Genomic DNA, 14,385 nt, shown 5'->3' with positions numbered 1-14,385 from the left:
GGCTTACGAACGCGCGGCGTACAGCGGCGGCAGCGAGTCGAGCCACGCTTCGTTGAAGGCCTGAGCGGTCGAGGCGACCTGGGCGGCGGTGGCGCCGGGCTTGTACAAGGTGCCGCCGATGCCGAAGCCGGCCGCGCCGGCCTTGTGCCAGGTCGCGAGCAGGTCGGTGTGGATGCCGCCGACCGGCAGCACCGCGGTGCCGGCGGGCAGCACCGCGCGCAACGCGCCCAGCATCGCCGGTCCGAGCGCATCGGCCGGAAACAGCTTCAGTCCGTCGGCGCCGGCGTCGAGTGCGGCCAGGCATTCGCTCGGCGTGGCCGCGCCGGGCAGGCTGAGCAGGCCGCAGGCCTTGGCGTAGCCGATCAGGGCCGGGTCGGTGTGCGGGCAAACCATCAGGCGCGCGCCGATCCGGGTCAGGCGGTCGACTTCGTCGGCGCGGCGGACGGTGCCGGCGCCGAGCAGGATCGTGTCGCCGAAACGCCGCTGCAGGCGGGCGATGCTTTCGAACGCGTCGGGCGAGTTCAGCGGCACCTCGATGATCCGCCAGCCCGCGCTCCACAGCGCCTCGCCGACCGGCAAGGCTTCGTCCGGGGTGATGCCGCGCAGGATCGCGACGAACGGCGACTGGACCAGCCAGGCCGGCAGCGTGGTCGGCGGCGACGCGGAGGTGGACGGGGCGAGGGTCATACGAATCGGGCCGCCTTTGCGATGCGCCACAAACCGCGGCAGAACGCGGTATCGCCTTCGATGATGTAGTGGGGGACGCCGTAGCGGCGCAGCGCCAGGGCGTAGGTGGCGGCGAGCTTGGCGCCGCCGATCACCGCGACTTCGCCGTCGTCGCCGGGCTGGCGGTTCGCGGCCAGGCATTCGTAGCCGATCAACAGGCCGGACAGGAACGCCGGCAGTTCCTCGACCGGTGCCGCGTCGCGGACGTTGCGCGCGCGCACGCCGAACAACTGGTGCAGCCAGTCCGGGCGTTCGCGTGCGGTGTCGAGGCCCTTGACGAAGCCGCGCTCCGACCAGGCCTCGGCCGGCAGGCCGCGCCCGAGCAGGCTGTGATGGAGCAGCAGCGAATACAGCTCGCCGGTCGGATAGGTCGAGAAGCCGACCACGCCGCCGCCGTCCACGCCGCCGCCGTCTAGGGTCAGCCATTTGCTGTGGGTGCCCGGCGCGGCGACACGGCGGGTGCCGGGCGGCACGCCGAGCGCCTGGGTCTCCTCGCCGCGCATGACGTCGTCGAAACCGTCGCTGGCGCCGCTGACCCCCGGCACGATCGCGGCGCGGCGCTGCCTGAACTTCAGCGGCTGCAACGCCGCGGCCAGGGCCTCGGCGTGCGCGGGCAGCGGCGCATACGGCGCTTCCTGCCAGCCGCTGCGTGCGCCGACCATGCCGGCGAGCAGGATCGGCGCATCGCCGTCATCGAGGTCGACGCTGAGCAGGTCGTCGAGCGCGGCGGCGAAGGCTTCGGGCGAATGCAGCGAGGCCATGCCGCGCGCGCTCTGGCGGGTGGCGACGATGCCGCCGAGCGCATCGAAGGCGTGCACGCGCAGATGGGTGGAGCCCCAGTCGACCCCGATCAGGGCGATCGCGGTGCCGGTGTGGGCGGTGTGGCGATGCAGCGGCTCATCGAGCATGGCGTTCCTCCTCGCGGCGCAGGACGCGGCCGCGCCGTTCGCCGGTGGCGTGACCATCGCGCAAGGCGCAGGCGCCGCCGACCCAGACCGCGCGGATGCCCGCGGCGGCTTGTCTGGGGTCGGCGAAGGTGGCGCGATCGGCGATGGTGGCGGGGTCGAACAGGACCAGGTCGGCGGCGAGTCCCGGCGCGATCCGGCCGCGCCGTTTCAGGCCGAACGTATCGGCCGACAGCGCGGTCATGCGCCGGATCGCCTCGGGCAGATGGAACAGGCCCTGGTCGCGGCAGTAGTGGCCGAGCACGCGCGGGAACGCGCCCCACAGGCGCGGATGCGGATGCGCGTCGTGCGGCAGGCCGTCCGAACCGATCATGGTGCGTTCGTGGCTGAGCACCCGGCGCACGTCGTCCTCGCGCATCTGGAAATAGACCGCGCCGGCCGGGTGCAGGCGGCGCGCGGCTTCCTTCTGCCCGACCCGCCATTCGGTGGCGATGTCGGCGAGGTCGCGGCCGGCCTGTTCGGGGTGCGGCGTCGACCAGCTCACCAGGATCCGGATCGCGCCGTCGACGTAGTCCGGATCGAGCACGGTCGAACCGGCGGTGTAGGGATAGGCGTCGAGGCCGACCCAGTGCCGGCGCCGGCGTTCGTCGATGCGCGCCAGGGTCTCGACGGTGCGGCCCCAGTTGGCCGGACCGGCGCATTTGTGATGCGACAGCACCACCGGGGTGTGCGCGGCCTCGCCGGCGTCGATCGCCTCGTCGATCGCTGCGAGCACGCCGTCGTATTCGTCGCGCACATGCGAGGTGTAGAGGCCGCCGTACGCGCCGCTTTCGCGCACCAGCTCGATCACTTCGCTGTTCGGCGCGGCCCGGCTGGGCCGGTAGAACAGGCCGCTGGAAAAACCGAACGCGCCGGACTGCATCGCCTCGCGCAGGCGCGCGCGCATGCGCTCGAGTTCGCCCGCATCGGCGGCGCGCTCGAGGTCGGCCACCTCGGCGATGCGCAGGGTCGAATGGCCGACCAGCGCGGCGACGTTGACCGCCGGGCGCGCCGCGTCGACCGCATCGAGATACTCGCCGAAGCGCTCGAAACGGAAGTCGGCCTGGCGGCCGATCAGCGACAGCGGCGCCGGCGGCTCGCGGTCGGCGCGCCACGGCGCCAGGCTGACCCCGCAGTTGCCGGTGATCACCGTGGTCACGCCTTGGCTGAGCTTGTTGAACACGCCCGGGTCGTCGAGTACGGCGCGATCGTCGTGGGTGTGCACGTCGATGAAGCCCGGCGCCAGGGCCAGTCCGTTCGCGTCTTCGCGCTGTCGGCCTTGCAGGCGGCCGGGCGCGCCGATCGCGGCGATGCGCTCGCCGTCGACGGCGACATCGGCGCGATAGCCGGGGCCGCCGCTGCCGTCGAGCACCCAGGCGTCGGCGATGACCAGATCGTGGGCGAGCGTCGCGGCTGCGGGGATCGCGCTCACGAGCGCCCCGGGGCCTGTGCGCGCTCCACTTCGGCCTTGGCCCGGCGCGCCTTCTCCAGCACGCCCGGGTCCTGGCGCAGCGCGACCGCGATCGCGAGCATGTCGATCACCGCCAGCTGCATCAACCGCGACACGCCGGGCGAGTACGGCGTCGCCGCGCTCGACGGCGGCAGCAGCAGCGGCACGTCGGCGTCCCAGCCCAGCGGCGTGCCGGCCTGGGTCAGGGCGATGATGCGTGCGCCGCGCTGCCTGGCGATGCGCACGCTGTCGTTGACCTCGGGGCTGCGGCCGGACAGGGAAATCGCGAACAGCACGTCGCTGGCGTCGAGCATGCCCGAAGCCAGCCGCTGCAGATGGCCGTCGCTGTGCGCGGAAGCGGCGATGTCCAGGCGCAGGAAACGCAGGAAAGCGTCCTGCGCGACCACGCCCGAGCCCGAACCGACGCCGATGCAGCACACCCGGCGCGCGCCGGCGATCAGCGCCGCGGCGGCATCGAGCGCGGCCGGGTCGGTGCGTTCGCGCACATCGTGCAAGGCCGCCGAGATGCTGTCGCAGACCTTGTGCACCAGGGTCGCGGCATCGTCGTCCTTGTCGATGGTGACGGCCTGGTACGGCACGCCGACGGCTAGGCTATGGGCGAGCAGGACCTTGAACTGGCGCAGGCCTTCGCAGCCGATCGCGCGGCAGAAGCGGGTCACGCTGGGCTCGGACACGTTGGCGCGGATCGCCAGCGCGCCGATGCTGGCGTGGATCGCGAAGTCCAGGTCGGCCAGCACGGTCTCGCCGACCTTGCGCTCGGCGGGGCGCAAGCGGTCGAGCGCGGCGCGGATCTTGGGAATGAGGTTGTCGGACACGATGGCTTCGTTCCTCGGGTGAAGTCGGTTGCGTGGTCGGCGCGGCGAATGCAGTCCGGTCGCCGGCGCGGTCAGAAGAAAGTGTTGATCGCGCCGGTGACGCGGTAGCCGTCGTCGACCGTCAGCAGCAACTGCCATTTGTCGAAGGTGGTGCAGGGGTGGGAGATGCCGGTCGCGACCAGGTCGCCGACCTGCAGCGGATGATCGTGCGGCAGCTCCAGGTACGCGTGCTGGTCGTTCATCTTGGCGATGCGCGCATCGCGCATCGGCCGCGGCGCCGGTTCGCCGGGGCGATGCCAGCACAGCGGCTTGGGCAGGTCGATGTCGTAGGACGCATCGCGCTTGCCGACAGTCAGCAGCGCCAGCCCCGGCTCCGGACGCGACTGCACCGCCGCCCACACTTCCAGCGCCGGCTGCAGGCCATGGCGGAAGCTGGCGTCGTGGCGGGTGCGCATCTCCTGCTGCAGGCCGTGATAGAAGCCGTGGTCGGAGGTGAGGTAGCACCCCGAGCGCAGCACCCGCCGCAGCGGAAGCGAGGTGTGGCCGACCATGGCGAAGGCATCGGCGACGAAGTCGAAATAAGCCGAGCCGCCGGCGCTGATCAGGATCTCCTCGCCATCGAACAACCCTTCGCCGTCGCAACGGCGGGTCAGTTCGACCAGTTCGGCGAGCAGGCCGCGCACGCGCGCCAGGTCGGCATCGCGATCGGCGCCGACCCACAGGCCTTCATAGCCTTCGATGCCGGCCAGGCGCAGCCCCGGGCCCACGGCGACTTCGCGCGCGAGTGCGAGCGCGGCGTCGAGCCCGCGCACGCCGGTGCGGCCGCCGTCGGCGCCGAGTTCGACCAGCACCGGCAAGCGGCGCTGCGGCGCGAGCCGTTGCATGACCGCGGCGAGGCGCTGCGCGCCGGCCGGGGAATCCACCAGCACCCAGGCCTCGAAGCCGGGGTCGTCGTGCAGCAGCGCGGCCAGGCTTTCGATGTCGGCGATCGCGACCGGTTGGTTCGCCAACAGCACCCGGCGCACGCCGAAACGATGGGCGATGCGCAATTGCGGGATCGTCGCCAGGGTAATCGCCCAGGCGCCGGCCTCGAGCTGGGCCTGGAACAACTGCGGACTCATCGTGGTCTTGCCGTGCGGCGCCAGCAGCGCGCCGGCGCGTTCGACGAAATCGCGCATCCAGGCGATGTTGTGGGCGAGGGTGGACTCGCGCAGCACCGCGACCGGGTACGAGAGGCGGCCGTCGAGGACATTCAGGCCGAGCCCGCCGATCGCGTCCTGGCGGATGGGCAGTCGCGAGGGCAGGCCCTTGACCCCGGGCAACAACACTTGGTGCCCGAGTTGGCGCAGCGCCTCGTTCATCAGTACGGCTCCAGAGTGAGTTCCGAAGCCATCACCCGATTGCCGGCCATCAGCCCGCCGTCGACCGGCAGTACCGCGCCGCTGATCATGCGCGCCTGCGGCGAGGCCAGGAACCAGGCGGCCTCGGCGATGTCCTCGGGCGTGGCGAAGTCGCCGAGCGGGTACCATTTCTTCAGGTCTTCGAACACTTGCGGATGCTTGTCGGCGCGCGCCTGCCAGGCCTGGGTCTTGACCGTGCCGGGGCAGATCACGTTGGCGCGCAGGCCGAGCCGGCCGTACTCGATCGCGATCGATTTGGCGTAGCTGATCAGGCCGGCCTTGGCCGCGCTGTAGGCCGGGTGGCCGAGTGCGGCGAGGCCGTTGACCGAACCGATGAAGACGATGTTGCCGCGGGTTTGCTTGAGCCCGTCGAGCGCGGCTTCGACCGTGCAGTAACCGGCATTCAAATTGACATCGACATCGCGCTGCCAGGCGCCCGGCGTGGTGCCGGCGAGGCTGAGGCTTTCGGCGCTGCCGGCATTGGCGACGACCGCGCCGATCGGGCCGTGCGCCTGGGTCAGCGGCGCGAGCGCGGCGCGCAGCGCGTCGAGATCGGACAGCTCCGACGCCGCGGTCAGCACCTGGCCGGGCGCGAAGTCCGCCGCCAGCGCCGCGAGCGCATCGGCATCGCGATCGTGGGCGAGCACGCGGTCGCCGCCGGCGACGAAGCGGGCGAGCAATCCTCGCCCGATGCCGCCCGCGGCTCCGGTGATCAAGGTCAAGCGGCTGTGGCTCATGGGCTCTGCTTCATGGACGGATCATTCCTTCAGGGGGAGCGCCCGCCGTGTCGGACCGAGTGTTGCGAGGCGACCGCGACGGCGGGGGGCGGTAGTCCGGAATATCGCCGATGGCGGGGGCTTCGGCAGCGCCGTGCGCGCGACCCTCGCCGCGGTCGGGCTGGCGCGGTCCGTGTGCTGGCCCGTTGATATCCTGTAAATTTCAAACATAAGCGTCATGATCCTGGCCTGGAATGTAGCAGAGGCCTTGAAAGGCAGCCATTGTGCGCTGCAAAATGCATCGTGAAAATTTGTAAGATATTTTCAAGGCGCGGCGGGCAGGCCTCGCGGCGTGCTATCGAACCCAGCCTCGGCGCCGCGTGTCCGCTGTCCAAGGGACGGGACGTCGCGGCCGGCGGAGTGCGCCGCCGGCGCGGCTCGGGTCTACCCGTTCTTCCCTTGCAGAGAGTCCCCTCCATGAGCGATTCCACTTCCATCGTCCGCTACGGCCTGGAGCCCAGCGGCGCCGGCGGCCAGCCACTGCCGTTCTCGCCGGCGGTGCGCGCCGGCGACTTCGTCTACATCTCCGGTCAGGTCGCCATGAACGAACGCGGCGAGATCGAACAGGGCGGGATCGAGGCGCAGACGCGCCGCACCATGGACAACGTCAGGAAAGTGCTCGGCCTGGCCGGCTGCGACCTGAGTCACGTGGTCAAGATCACCGTCTGGCTCGACGACACCCGCGACTTCTGGACTTTCAACCGCATCTACCGCGAGTACTTCGGCGAGCATCCGCCGGCGCGTTCGTGCGTGCGCTCGCAAATGATGGTCGATTGCAAGATCGAGATCGAGGCCATTGCGTACTCGCCGCTCGGCGAGGCGTAGGAGTGAGAAGTGAGTTGTGAGTAGTGAGCAGTGAAGCGGCGGCGGGCGACATCGTCGTTGTCTCAGTGCTCTCGACTCGTTCCTAGTTCCTAGGTCCTAGTTGCTGGCTCCTCACTCCTCACTTCTCACTCCTCACTTCTCACTTCTCCCCCCCTTACCCGAGACCTCCCCGCATGAACCGACGCGACTTCCTCGCCACCTCCGCGACCGCCGGCACCGTACTGGCCAGCAGCGCGTTCACGCCGGCGTTTGCGCGCAAACGCTCGAAGCTGCGCCTGGGCCTGATCGGCACCGGCATGCGCGGCCAGGTGCTGCTGAAGGAACTGGTGCGCCGCGACGATGTCGAGGTGGTCGCGCTGTGCGACATCGAACCGATCATGCTGGGCCGCGCGCTGAAGATGATCGAGAAGGCCGGGCGGCCGAAGCCGGCGACTTACGGCGAAGGCGGCGACAACGACGCCTATCGCAAGATGCTGGAGAAGGGCGGCCTCGACGGCGTGGTCATCGCCACGCCCTGGGAACTGCACGCGCCGATGGCGATCGCGGCGATGCAGGCGCGCATCGCGGTGGCCTGCGAAGTGGTCGCCGGCATTACCCTCGACGACCATTGGCAGGTGCTGCGCACCCAGCAGAAGACCGGCACGCCCTACATGCTGCTGGAGAACGTGTGCTATCGCCGCGATGTGCTGGCGGTGCTGAACATGGTCCGGCAGGGGCTGTTCGGCGAGATCGTGCACCTGCAGGGCGGCTACCAGCACGACCTGCGCGCGGTGAAGTTCAACAGCGGCAACCCCGAGCGCGCCACCGGCGGCGGCGTCGAGTTCGGCGCCAAGGGCTGGTCGGAAGCGCGCTGGCGCACCGAACACTCGGTGCAGCGCGACGGCGAGCTGTACCCGAGCCACGGCATCGGTCCCTGCGCGATGATCGCCAACATCCACCGCGGCAATCGCTTCACCTACCTCAGCTCGTTCTCGAGCAAGGCGCGCGGCCTGCACGACTACATCGTCAAGCAGGCCGGCCCGGACCACCCGAACGCTAAGGTCAAGTTCAAGCTCGGCGACCTCGTCACCACCCAGATCGCCTGCGAGAACGGCGAAACCATCCTGCTCCAGCACGATACCTCGCTGCCGCGCCCGTACTCGCTCGGCTTCCGCGTGCAGGGCACCGACGGCCTGTGGATGGACATCAACGACTCGATCCACATCGAAGGCAAGAGCAAGCCGCACGAGTGGGACAAGGCCGACGCCTGGCTTGAGAAATACGACCACCCGCTGTGGCGGCGATTCGCCGACACCGCGGCCGGCGCCGGCCACGGCGGCATGGATTACTTCGTCGTTCACGCCTTCGTCGAAGCGCTCAAGGCCGATGCGCCGATGCCGATCGACATCTACGACGCGGTCGCCTGGAGTGCGATCACGCCGCTGTCGGAGCAGTCCATCGCCGAGTACAAGACCCTGGAGTTCCCCGACTTCACCGAAGGCAAGTGGAAGAACCGCAAGCCGATCTTCGCCCTGAACGATCGCTACTGAGGCCTGAGACCGCCATGCGATAGCCGCTTGCCAATCATCCGGCGGGTGGCTTAGCGATGCACGACCTCGTTACCTTCGCGCCGTCCCCAGGGGGCCGGCGTCGAGGTAGGAACGGCGCGAGCCGCGACCGCGCACTCACCTGTCGCGTAGCGTGTGCCGCGACCACGCCGCCACCCGCCGGGGTTCCGGAGCGCTGCCCTCGGGCAGCGCTCCGCGGCAACGGACCCGGGACGGGCGCCGCCGAAGCGGCCGCCGGCTACAGGCGCGTGATCCGGAGCCAGTTGATGTTCCAGCCGCCCTGCGCCGCATAGACGCCGAGGTTGTAGGTGCCCGCGCCGACGTTCACGGTGTGCGAGACCGTGGTCCAGTTCTGCCAGCCGCCCGTCGCGGGCACCTGAACGGTGCCGAGCACGATGCCGCCCGCATTGAGGTCGAGCGACAGTGCGCCGCCGCCGGGGCTCGCCACCCGGTACTCGACGCGATAGGTGCCGGTGGCGGGGAAGGTGATGCCGTTGTGAGCCATCCAGTCGCCCTGGTCGATCCAGCTGACGTTCTGGCCGCCTTCCGAGCATGCCTCGGTCTGCACGCCCTGCTGCGCGCCGAAGCTCTCCGCCTCGAGGGTCAGCGACCAGGCTTGCGAGAACCGCGCCACCACCAACGACGAGGCGCGATCGTTGAAGCCATCGCTGGCCAGGCAGGCAGCGTCCGCGCTCTTGGTCAGGCTCGCGCCTGCGAAGTTGTCGTCCTGATACAGCGTGACCTGGTAGCCCGGGCTGGCGCGCAGCGAAGAGATCTGGTCGTTGCCGACGCCGCGGGCCTGCAATTGCGCGGCGGTGTAACGGCCTTCGGGCAGCGCCACGGCCCAGCCGCCGAAGTCGCAATGCTGGTACACCGATGCGACGCCGGGATTCGCGCCGTCGGCCGAGTACACGCGGACGTAATCGACCTGCATCTTCGCCGGCAGGCGCGTCTCGTCGACGGTGAAGCCCGGCCAGTTGCCGCCGATGGCGAAGTTCAGCAGCAGGAAGAAGTCCTTGTGGAACTCCTCGGTCCCGTTGACGCCGCCCTGGATGTTGGCCTCGTGGAATTTGTTGCCGTCGACGTACCAGCGGATCGCGTTGGCGTCCCACTCGACGGCATAGACGTGCCAGTCCTGCACGGTCATGGCGGTGTTGCCGCCGTACTGCGCGTAGGTGCCGTTGTGGTCGCTCCAGTGGATGGTGCCGTAGGTTTTGTTCTCGTCGTTGACGTGCTCCATCACGTCGATCTCGCCGGACGCCGGCCACCCGGCCTGCGGCAGGTTGGCGCCCAGCATCCAGAACGCCGGCCAGGCGCCCTTGAAGGAGGGCAGCTTCATGCGTGCCTCGATGCGGCCGTACTTGAATGTGCGGCGGTCTTGGGTTTTCATGCGCGCCGAGGTATAGCGATAGCCGCCGAAGTCCTCGCGCTTGGCAGTGATCGTCAGGGCGTTGTTCTCGATCGTCGCGTTCTCGCGCCGGTAATACTCCAGTTCGTTGTTTCCCCAGCCGTTGCTGCCGTTGCCGGTTTCGAACACCCAGTCGGGCCCGATGGTCCCGTTGAACTCGTCGCTCCACACCAGCCGCCAGTTCTGCGCGAAGGCGCTGCCGGAAAGCAGGAAAATCATCAGCAATGCGATGCATTGGGTCGCGGATCTCATGAGCTGTCCTCTCGTGATGGATTGAAGCGCGGCGCACGCGGCCGTTCCACTCGCAAGCGCGGGCGTCGGTACAGGCGTGGACCACGCGTGATGGCTCTGTCGCCGTGGGCGATGCGTTGCGGGCGTGCGCACGGCGGCCGCCTTCCGGCTTGCGGTCGGTAGGTCGGCATTGATTCAAGGGATGGGCTGCGGGTCGACTGCCTCCGTTGCGAAGTGATGCCGGTCCGCTCCGTGCGGAGCGAAACCTGGTCCCCCTCTTGAATGGGTCAAGCCTGGCGCGGGAGGGTGGTCCCTCCTCGTTACCCTCTGCCGCCTGCCGTTCATTCGGCGGGCAACGGGGCCGCTATGGGTCCTCAGCCTGCGCCGATTGACAGCGCTGTCAAGCGACCGGACAAGGGCGTCGTTGTGGTGGCGAAGTGCCGCAAACGACGACGAACTTCGATGCCGATTTGCTGCGCTGCACCCCAGGAGCGCAGCTCGGTCGCGGCGGAGAAGAGACCGCCGTCACGCATGAGATATACGGCGGAGTGAGACGGCGGCTGCAGATTGCGGCTTCGCTCGAGCGCCGGTCTGCTCGGTGAGCAGAAAGCACATTTGCGCCGGCACTTTGGCCGTCACGAACGCCGACGTCGCCGCGAACCGGACGGCGCGCTCGCTGGTCTCGCGGCAACGCGGTCGCCGCCCGCGGCACGCCCTGTCGGGAGCGATGAGTCGCAGCGCCAAGGCCATCGCCATGAAGCGCGTCGCGGCACCGTTCGTCCGTAACCGATAAAACAATGTTGACAGGTTGTGGAGGACGAGCCTAACCTCTAAAAACATATTTGGAGGTTATGTGCATGCGTCTCGCGATCGGTCGTGCCTTGCTCGGCGCCGCGATGCTGTCGTGGATTCCAGCCTGCGCAGGGCCGCCCGCCGCGACGCCCGCCACCGTCATGCCTAACCCCGCCGTCCCCGCCGCTCTCGTCGTGATCGATGCGCCCAGCAACCTGGGCCTGCGCCCTCCGGCGCCGGGGGTCGAACCGGGCGTGCGCAAGCTGCCCGACGCCCTGCGCGCGACCGGGCTGCTGCAGCGCCTGCGCGCCCACGACGGCGGCCGCGTCGACGCGCCGCCTTATTCGTCCGCGCCCGATCTTGCGATCGGCTTTCGCAACGGCGCCGCCCTGCGCGACTACAGCCAGAGCCTGGCCGACCGGCTGACGCCGCTGCTCGCGCAGGACCGGTTCGCGCTGGTGCTCGGCGGCGATTGCAGCGTCCTGCTCGGCGCCGGCCTGGCCCTGAAGCAACGCGGGCGCTACGGCCTGGCCTTCGTCGACGGCCACGACGACTTTTCCTTCATCCGCGACCGTCGCCGTTATCGCGGGCTGCTGACCGCGGCCGGGCTCGACCTCGGCCTGGCGACCGGACACGGCCCGGCGGCGCTGTCCGACCTGCGCGGACAGTCGCCGTACTTTCGGACCGACGACGTCGTCCACCTCGGCCTGGTGGTCGCCGACCAGGATCGCGTGGATTACGAGGTCGAAAGCTTCGAGCGGTCCGGCATCCACGCCATCGACGCCGAAGCGATCCGCCGCCTCGGCGCCGGCCGCGCCGGCCGGGAGGCGCGCGCACGGCTGGAGGCGAGGCCGGTCGAGGGTTACTGGATTCACGTCGATGCCGACGTGCTCGCCGCGGAGGTGATGCCGGCGGTCGACTCGCCGAACCCCGATGGCCTCGACTTCGCGCAACTGCGCGCCTTGCTCGCGCCGCTGCTCGCCAGCCCGGACGCGGTCGGCATGGAACTGACGATCTTCGACCCCGACCTCGACCCCGACGGCCGCCTGGCCTCGCGTCTGGCCGATGCCGTCGTCGGCGCCTTCGAAGACAGCGGCCGCTGGCCGCGGCAAGGCGATGCGGCCGCGACATCGCCGGCACCGGGGCGCTGACCGATGCAACGCCGCGGCTTCCTGCTCGGCAGCGCGGCGGCGGTGGCCTTGCTGTCGGGCCCTGCCGCAGCGAAGTCCAGGCGCGGCACCGCCGCCGACGACCCGGCCGGTTCGTCGACTGCGCCGGGCGCCGAATCCGCCGCGGCCTCGGCTGCGCATACGCTGACCACGGGGACGCGGCTGCTGTTCGTCAGCGGCCAGATCCCGGTCGACGCGCAGGGCGAAGCGCCGCGAGATTTTTCTGCGCAGTGCGGCTTGGCCTGGGCCAACCTGGAAACGCAGCTGCGCGCGGCCGACATGGACCTGCGCCACCTGGCGAAGCTGACCGTATTCCTCGCCCGCGCCGGCGACCGCAAGCGCGAACGCGAGATTCGCCGGCGCCGGCTCGCCGGCCGCGCCGATCCGGTGGTCAGCGTGGTCGTGACCGGCATCTACGACGAAGCCTGGCGCATCGAGATCGAAGCGATCGCGCTGGCCTGAGCGCGCGCCGGGGTCGATCGTGTCCCCGTCAGGCCTCTTCGCCGCCGGCGCTCCAACGGCCGCTGCGCTGCAGGGCGCGATACTCGCGCGGCGCCATACCCACGGTCGCCTTGAACTGGCGCGCGAACGCGCTTTGATCGGAGAAGCCGCAGGACTGGCCGACCTCGGCGATGCTGGCGTCGTCGCGCAGCAGTCGCATCGCCGCTTCGATGCGAATCTTGGTCAGGGCCTGCTGCGGAGTCAGCTGGAACACGCGCTGGAAATGGCGCTCGAGTTGCGCGACCGACAGCTTGGCCAGTTCGGCCAAGGCGGTCACGCGTAGCGCGCCGGCGAAGTTCGCCTGCATGTGTTCGGTGACCCGGCGCAGGCGTTCGTAGGTCGGGTGATGACCGTCGGGAGCGCCGAGATCGCGCGACAGGCCGACCAGGCCGATATGGCCGTCGGCGAGCGGCAGCGGGCGTTTGCCGGTCAGGCACCAGCCCGGTTGCCGGTTGGGGAACAAATGCACTTCGAGCTGGTTCTCGATGGTCTCGCCGTCGAGCACGCGCCGGTCCTGGATCGCATAGCGTCCGCCGAGGCGGGCCGGGAACAGCTCGGTGACGTCGCGGCCGATCACGTCCTCGCGCCGCTTCAGACCGAGCCGGCGCACCAGCGTCAGGTTGGCGTGGCTGTAGCGGCCGGAAGCGTCCTTGGCGAAGAACACCACGTCCGGCAGAGCGTCGCACAACGTCTGCATGAGGTCGGCGGGAATCTGTACGGGCATGACGGGGCCGATCGGGGACGGTCCGGCAACGATAGCCCGATTATGCCGAATTCCGCATCCATGCCCGGCAAGGATTCCTAGACGCGCCGGGCTGCCGACGCGAGCATGGCGGCATGCACAGCCTAGACATCATCGACTCGCACACCGGCGGCGAACCGACCCGCGTCGTGGTCGCCGGCTTCCCCGATCTGGGGGCCGGCAGCCTGGCCGAGCGGCGCGAGCGCTTCCGTGCCGAATTCGACCATTGGCGCCAGGCCATCGCCTGCGAGCCGCGCGGTTCCGACACGGTGGTCGGCGCGCTGCTGTTGCCGGCGAGCGAGCCGGACGCTTGCGCCGGGGTGATCTTCTTCAACAACGTCGGCTATCTCGGCATGTGCGGCCACGGCACCATCGGCCTGGTGCGCACTCTGCAGCACCTGGGCCGGCTGCAGCCGGGCCGGCACCGCATCGAAACCCCGGTCGGCACGGTCGGCGCGGAGCTGCACGAGGATGGCCGGGTCTCGGTCGACAACGTCGAAAGCTGGCGCCATCTGGCCGGCGTGCGCGTGCAGGTTCCGGGCCACGGCGAAATCGTCGGCGACGTCGCCTGGGGCGGCAATTGGTTCTTCATCGCCCGTGTCGCGCGGGTGATCTCGCTGGTGCACCGGCGCGAACTCAGCGATTTCGCCGAAGCGATCCGGCATGCGCTGGAGGCGGCCGGCATCAGCGGCGCCGACGGTGCGCCGATCGATCACATCGAGCTGGAAACGCCGTCGGCCACGCCCGGCGTCGACGCGCGCAACTTCGTTCTGTGCCCGGGTCTGGCCTACGACCGTTCCCCCTGCGGCACCGGCACCAGCGCCAAGCTCGCCTGCCTCGCCGCCGACGGCAAGCTCGCCGCGGACGCCGTGTGGCGCCAGGAGAGCGTGCTCGGCAGCGTGTTCGAAGGCCGCTATCGCCCGGGCCCGCGCGGCGTCCTGCCGACCATTACCGGCAGCGCCCACATCACCGCGCGCGCGCAGTTGCTGATCGACGAAACCGACCCCTTCGCCTGGGGCGTCGCGGCGAAGTGACCGG

General features: G+C 70.0%; 13 protein-coding genes. 5 read left to right on the top strand and 8 right to left on the bottom strand.

Features of this window, described 5'->3' with window-relative positions:
- Nucleotides 1–3 precede the first annotated feature (3 nt).
- The 6 genes from AC6CH2_RS05990 to AC6CH2_RS05965 form a co-directional block, all read right to left on the bottom strand.
- Entirely contained in the window at nt 4–687 is a 684-nt protein-coding gene (locus AC6CH2_RS05990; RefSeq protein WP_498268395.1) for a 2-dehydro-3-deoxy-6-phosphogalactonate aldolase, read from the bottom strand.
- Nucleotides 684–1,634 (bottom strand): 2-dehydro-3-deoxygalactonokinase, encoded by a 951-nt coding sequence (locus tag AC6CH2_RS05985; RefSeq protein ID WP_498268394.1) that lies wholly within the window; start codon nt 1,632–1,634, stop codon nt 684–686. Before AC6CH2_RS05985 ends, AC6CH2_RS05990 begins: the two co-directional genes overlap by 4 nt.
- Complete coding sequence (locus tag AC6CH2_RS05980) at nt 1,624–3,102, bottom strand: N-acyl-D-amino-acid deacylase family protein (RefSeq protein ID WP_498268393.1); 1,479 nt, start codon at nt 3,100–3,102, stop codon at nt 1,624–1,626. The genes AC6CH2_RS05985 and AC6CH2_RS05980 overlap by 11 nt, the downstream gene beginning before the upstream one ends.
- Nucleotides 3,099–3,956 carry a MurR/RpiR family transcriptional regulator gene (locus tag AC6CH2_RS05975; protein ID WP_498268392.1) on the bottom strand — a complete coding sequence of 286 codons (858 nt, stop codon included), beginning with the start codon at nt 3,954–3,956 and terminating at the stop codon, nt 3,099–3,101. Before AC6CH2_RS05975 ends, AC6CH2_RS05980 begins: the two co-directional genes overlap by 4 nt.
- 71 nt (nt 3,957–4,027) lie before the next feature.
- The gene (locus tag AC6CH2_RS05970) at nt 4,028–5,317 is read right to left on the bottom strand and encodes an amino acid deaminase (RefSeq protein ID WP_498268391.1); all 1,290 of its coding nucleotides are present in this window, start codon (nt 5,315–5,317) and stop codon (nt 4,028–4,030) included.
- Nucleotides 5,317–6,093: an SDR family oxidoreductase gene (locus tag AC6CH2_RS05965; RefSeq protein ID WP_498268390.1), complete on the bottom strand. Its 777-nt coding sequence runs from the start codon at nt 6,091–6,093 to the stop codon at nt 5,317–5,319. The genes AC6CH2_RS05970 and AC6CH2_RS05965 overlap by 1 nt, the downstream gene beginning before the upstream one ends.
- Nucleotides 6,094–6,549: 456 nt before the next feature.
- Between AC6CH2_RS05965 and AC6CH2_RS05960 the strand changes: the two genes are divergently transcribed.
- On the top strand, nt 6,550–6,957 hold the full coding sequence (locus tag AC6CH2_RS05960; RefSeq protein WP_498268389.1) for a RidA family protein: 408 nt from the start codon (nt 6,550–6,552) through the stop codon (nt 6,955–6,957).
- Between the two features lie 173 nt (nt 6,958–7,130).
- Nucleotides 7,131–8,486 (top strand): Gfo/Idh/MocA family protein, encoded by a 1,356-nt coding sequence (locus AC6CH2_RS05955; RefSeq protein ID WP_498268388.1) that lies wholly within the window; start codon nt 7,131–7,133, stop codon nt 8,484–8,486.
- Between the two features lie 256 nt (nt 8,487–8,742).
- Here the strand turns inward: AC6CH2_RS05955 and AC6CH2_RS05950 are convergent, their stop codons facing one another.
- Nucleotides 8,743–10,164 carry a carbohydrate-binding protein gene (locus AC6CH2_RS05950; RefSeq protein ID WP_498268387.1) on the bottom strand — a complete coding sequence of 474 codons (1,422 nt, stop codon included), beginning with the start codon at nt 10,162–10,164 and terminating at the stop codon, nt 8,743–8,745.
- A gap of 836 nt (nt 10,165–11,000) precedes the next feature.
- Here AC6CH2_RS05950 and AC6CH2_RS05945 point away from each other — a divergent pair.
- Both AC6CH2_RS05945 and AC6CH2_RS05940 read left to right on the top strand, forming a co-directional pair.
- Complete coding sequence (locus tag AC6CH2_RS05945; protein WP_498268386.1) at nt 11,001–12,086, top strand: arginase family protein; 1,086 nt, start codon at nt 11,001–11,003, stop codon at nt 12,084–12,086.
- Between the two features lie 3 nt (nt 12,087–12,089).
- Nucleotides 12,090–12,566, top strand: a complete 477-nt coding sequence (locus tag AC6CH2_RS05940) for a RidA family protein (protein ID WP_498268385.1) — start codon at nt 12,090–12,092, stop codon at nt 12,564–12,566.
- 28 nt (nt 12,567–12,594) lie between these two features.
- Here the strand turns inward: AC6CH2_RS05940 and AC6CH2_RS05935 are convergent, their stop codons facing one another.
- Nucleotides 12,595–13,329, bottom strand: a complete 735-nt coding sequence (locus AC6CH2_RS05935) for an AraC family transcriptional regulator (RefSeq protein ID WP_498268384.1) — start codon at nt 13,327–13,329, stop codon at nt 12,595–12,597.
- 113 nt (nt 13,330–13,442) lie between these two features.
- On the opposite strand from AC6CH2_RS05935, the gene AC6CH2_RS05930 reads away from it, so the two are divergent.
- On the top strand, nt 13,443–14,381 hold the full coding sequence (locus tag AC6CH2_RS05930) for a 4-hydroxyproline epimerase (protein ID WP_498268383.1): 939 nt from the start codon (nt 13,443–13,445) through the stop codon (nt 14,379–14,381).
- Nucleotides 14,382–14,385 lie beyond the last annotated feature (4 nt).

Source organism: Lysobacter sp. GQ73 (genome assembly GCF_059758755.1).
Note: the sequence above shows the minus strand (reverse complement) of the source record. Positions and strands in the feature narration are given on the sequence as shown.

Bases quoted from the DNA above. Each gene is read 5' to 3' on its own strand.
- AC6CH2_RS05990 (WP_498268395.1), bottom strand. From the start codon at position 687: ATGACCCTCGCCCCGTCCACCTCCGCGTCGCCGCCGACCACGCTGCCG.
- AC6CH2_RS05985 (WP_498268394.1), bottom strand. From the start codon at position 1,634: ATGCTCGATGAGCCGCTGCATCGCCACACCGCCCACACCGGCACCGCG.
- AC6CH2_RS05970 (WP_498268391.1), bottom strand. From the start codon at position 5,317: ATGAACGAGGCGCTGCGCCAACTCGGGCACCAAGTGTTGTTGCCCGGG.
- AC6CH2_RS05965 (WP_498268390.1), bottom strand. From the start codon at position 6,093: ATGAGCCACAGCCGCTTGACCTTGATCACCGGAGCCGCGGGCGGCATC.
- AC6CH2_RS05960 (WP_498268389.1), top strand. From the start codon at position 6,550: ATGAGCGATTCCACTTCCATCGTCCGCTACGGCCTGGAGCCCAGCGGC.
- AC6CH2_RS05955 (WP_498268388.1), top strand. From the start codon at position 7,131: ATGAACCGACGCGACTTCCTCGCCACCTCCGCGACCGCCGGCACCGTA.
- AC6CH2_RS05950 (WP_498268387.1), bottom strand. From the start codon at position 10,164: ATGAGATCCGCGACCCAATGCATCGCATTGCTGATGATTTTCCTGCTT.
- AC6CH2_RS05945 (WP_498268386.1), top strand. From the start codon at position 11,001: ATGCGTCTCGCGATCGGTCGTGCCTTGCTCGGCGCCGCGATGCTGTCG.
- AC6CH2_RS05940 (WP_498268385.1), top strand. From the start codon at position 12,090: ATGCAACGCCGCGGCTTCCTGCTCGGCAGCGCGGCGGCGGTGGCCTTG.
- AC6CH2_RS05935 (WP_498268384.1), bottom strand. From the start codon at position 13,329: ATGCCCGTACAGATTCCCGCCGACCTCATGCAGACGTTGTGCGACGCT.
- AC6CH2_RS05930 (WP_498268383.1), top strand. From the start codon at position 13,443: ATGCACAGCCTAGACATCATCGACTCGCACACCGGCGGCGAACCGACC.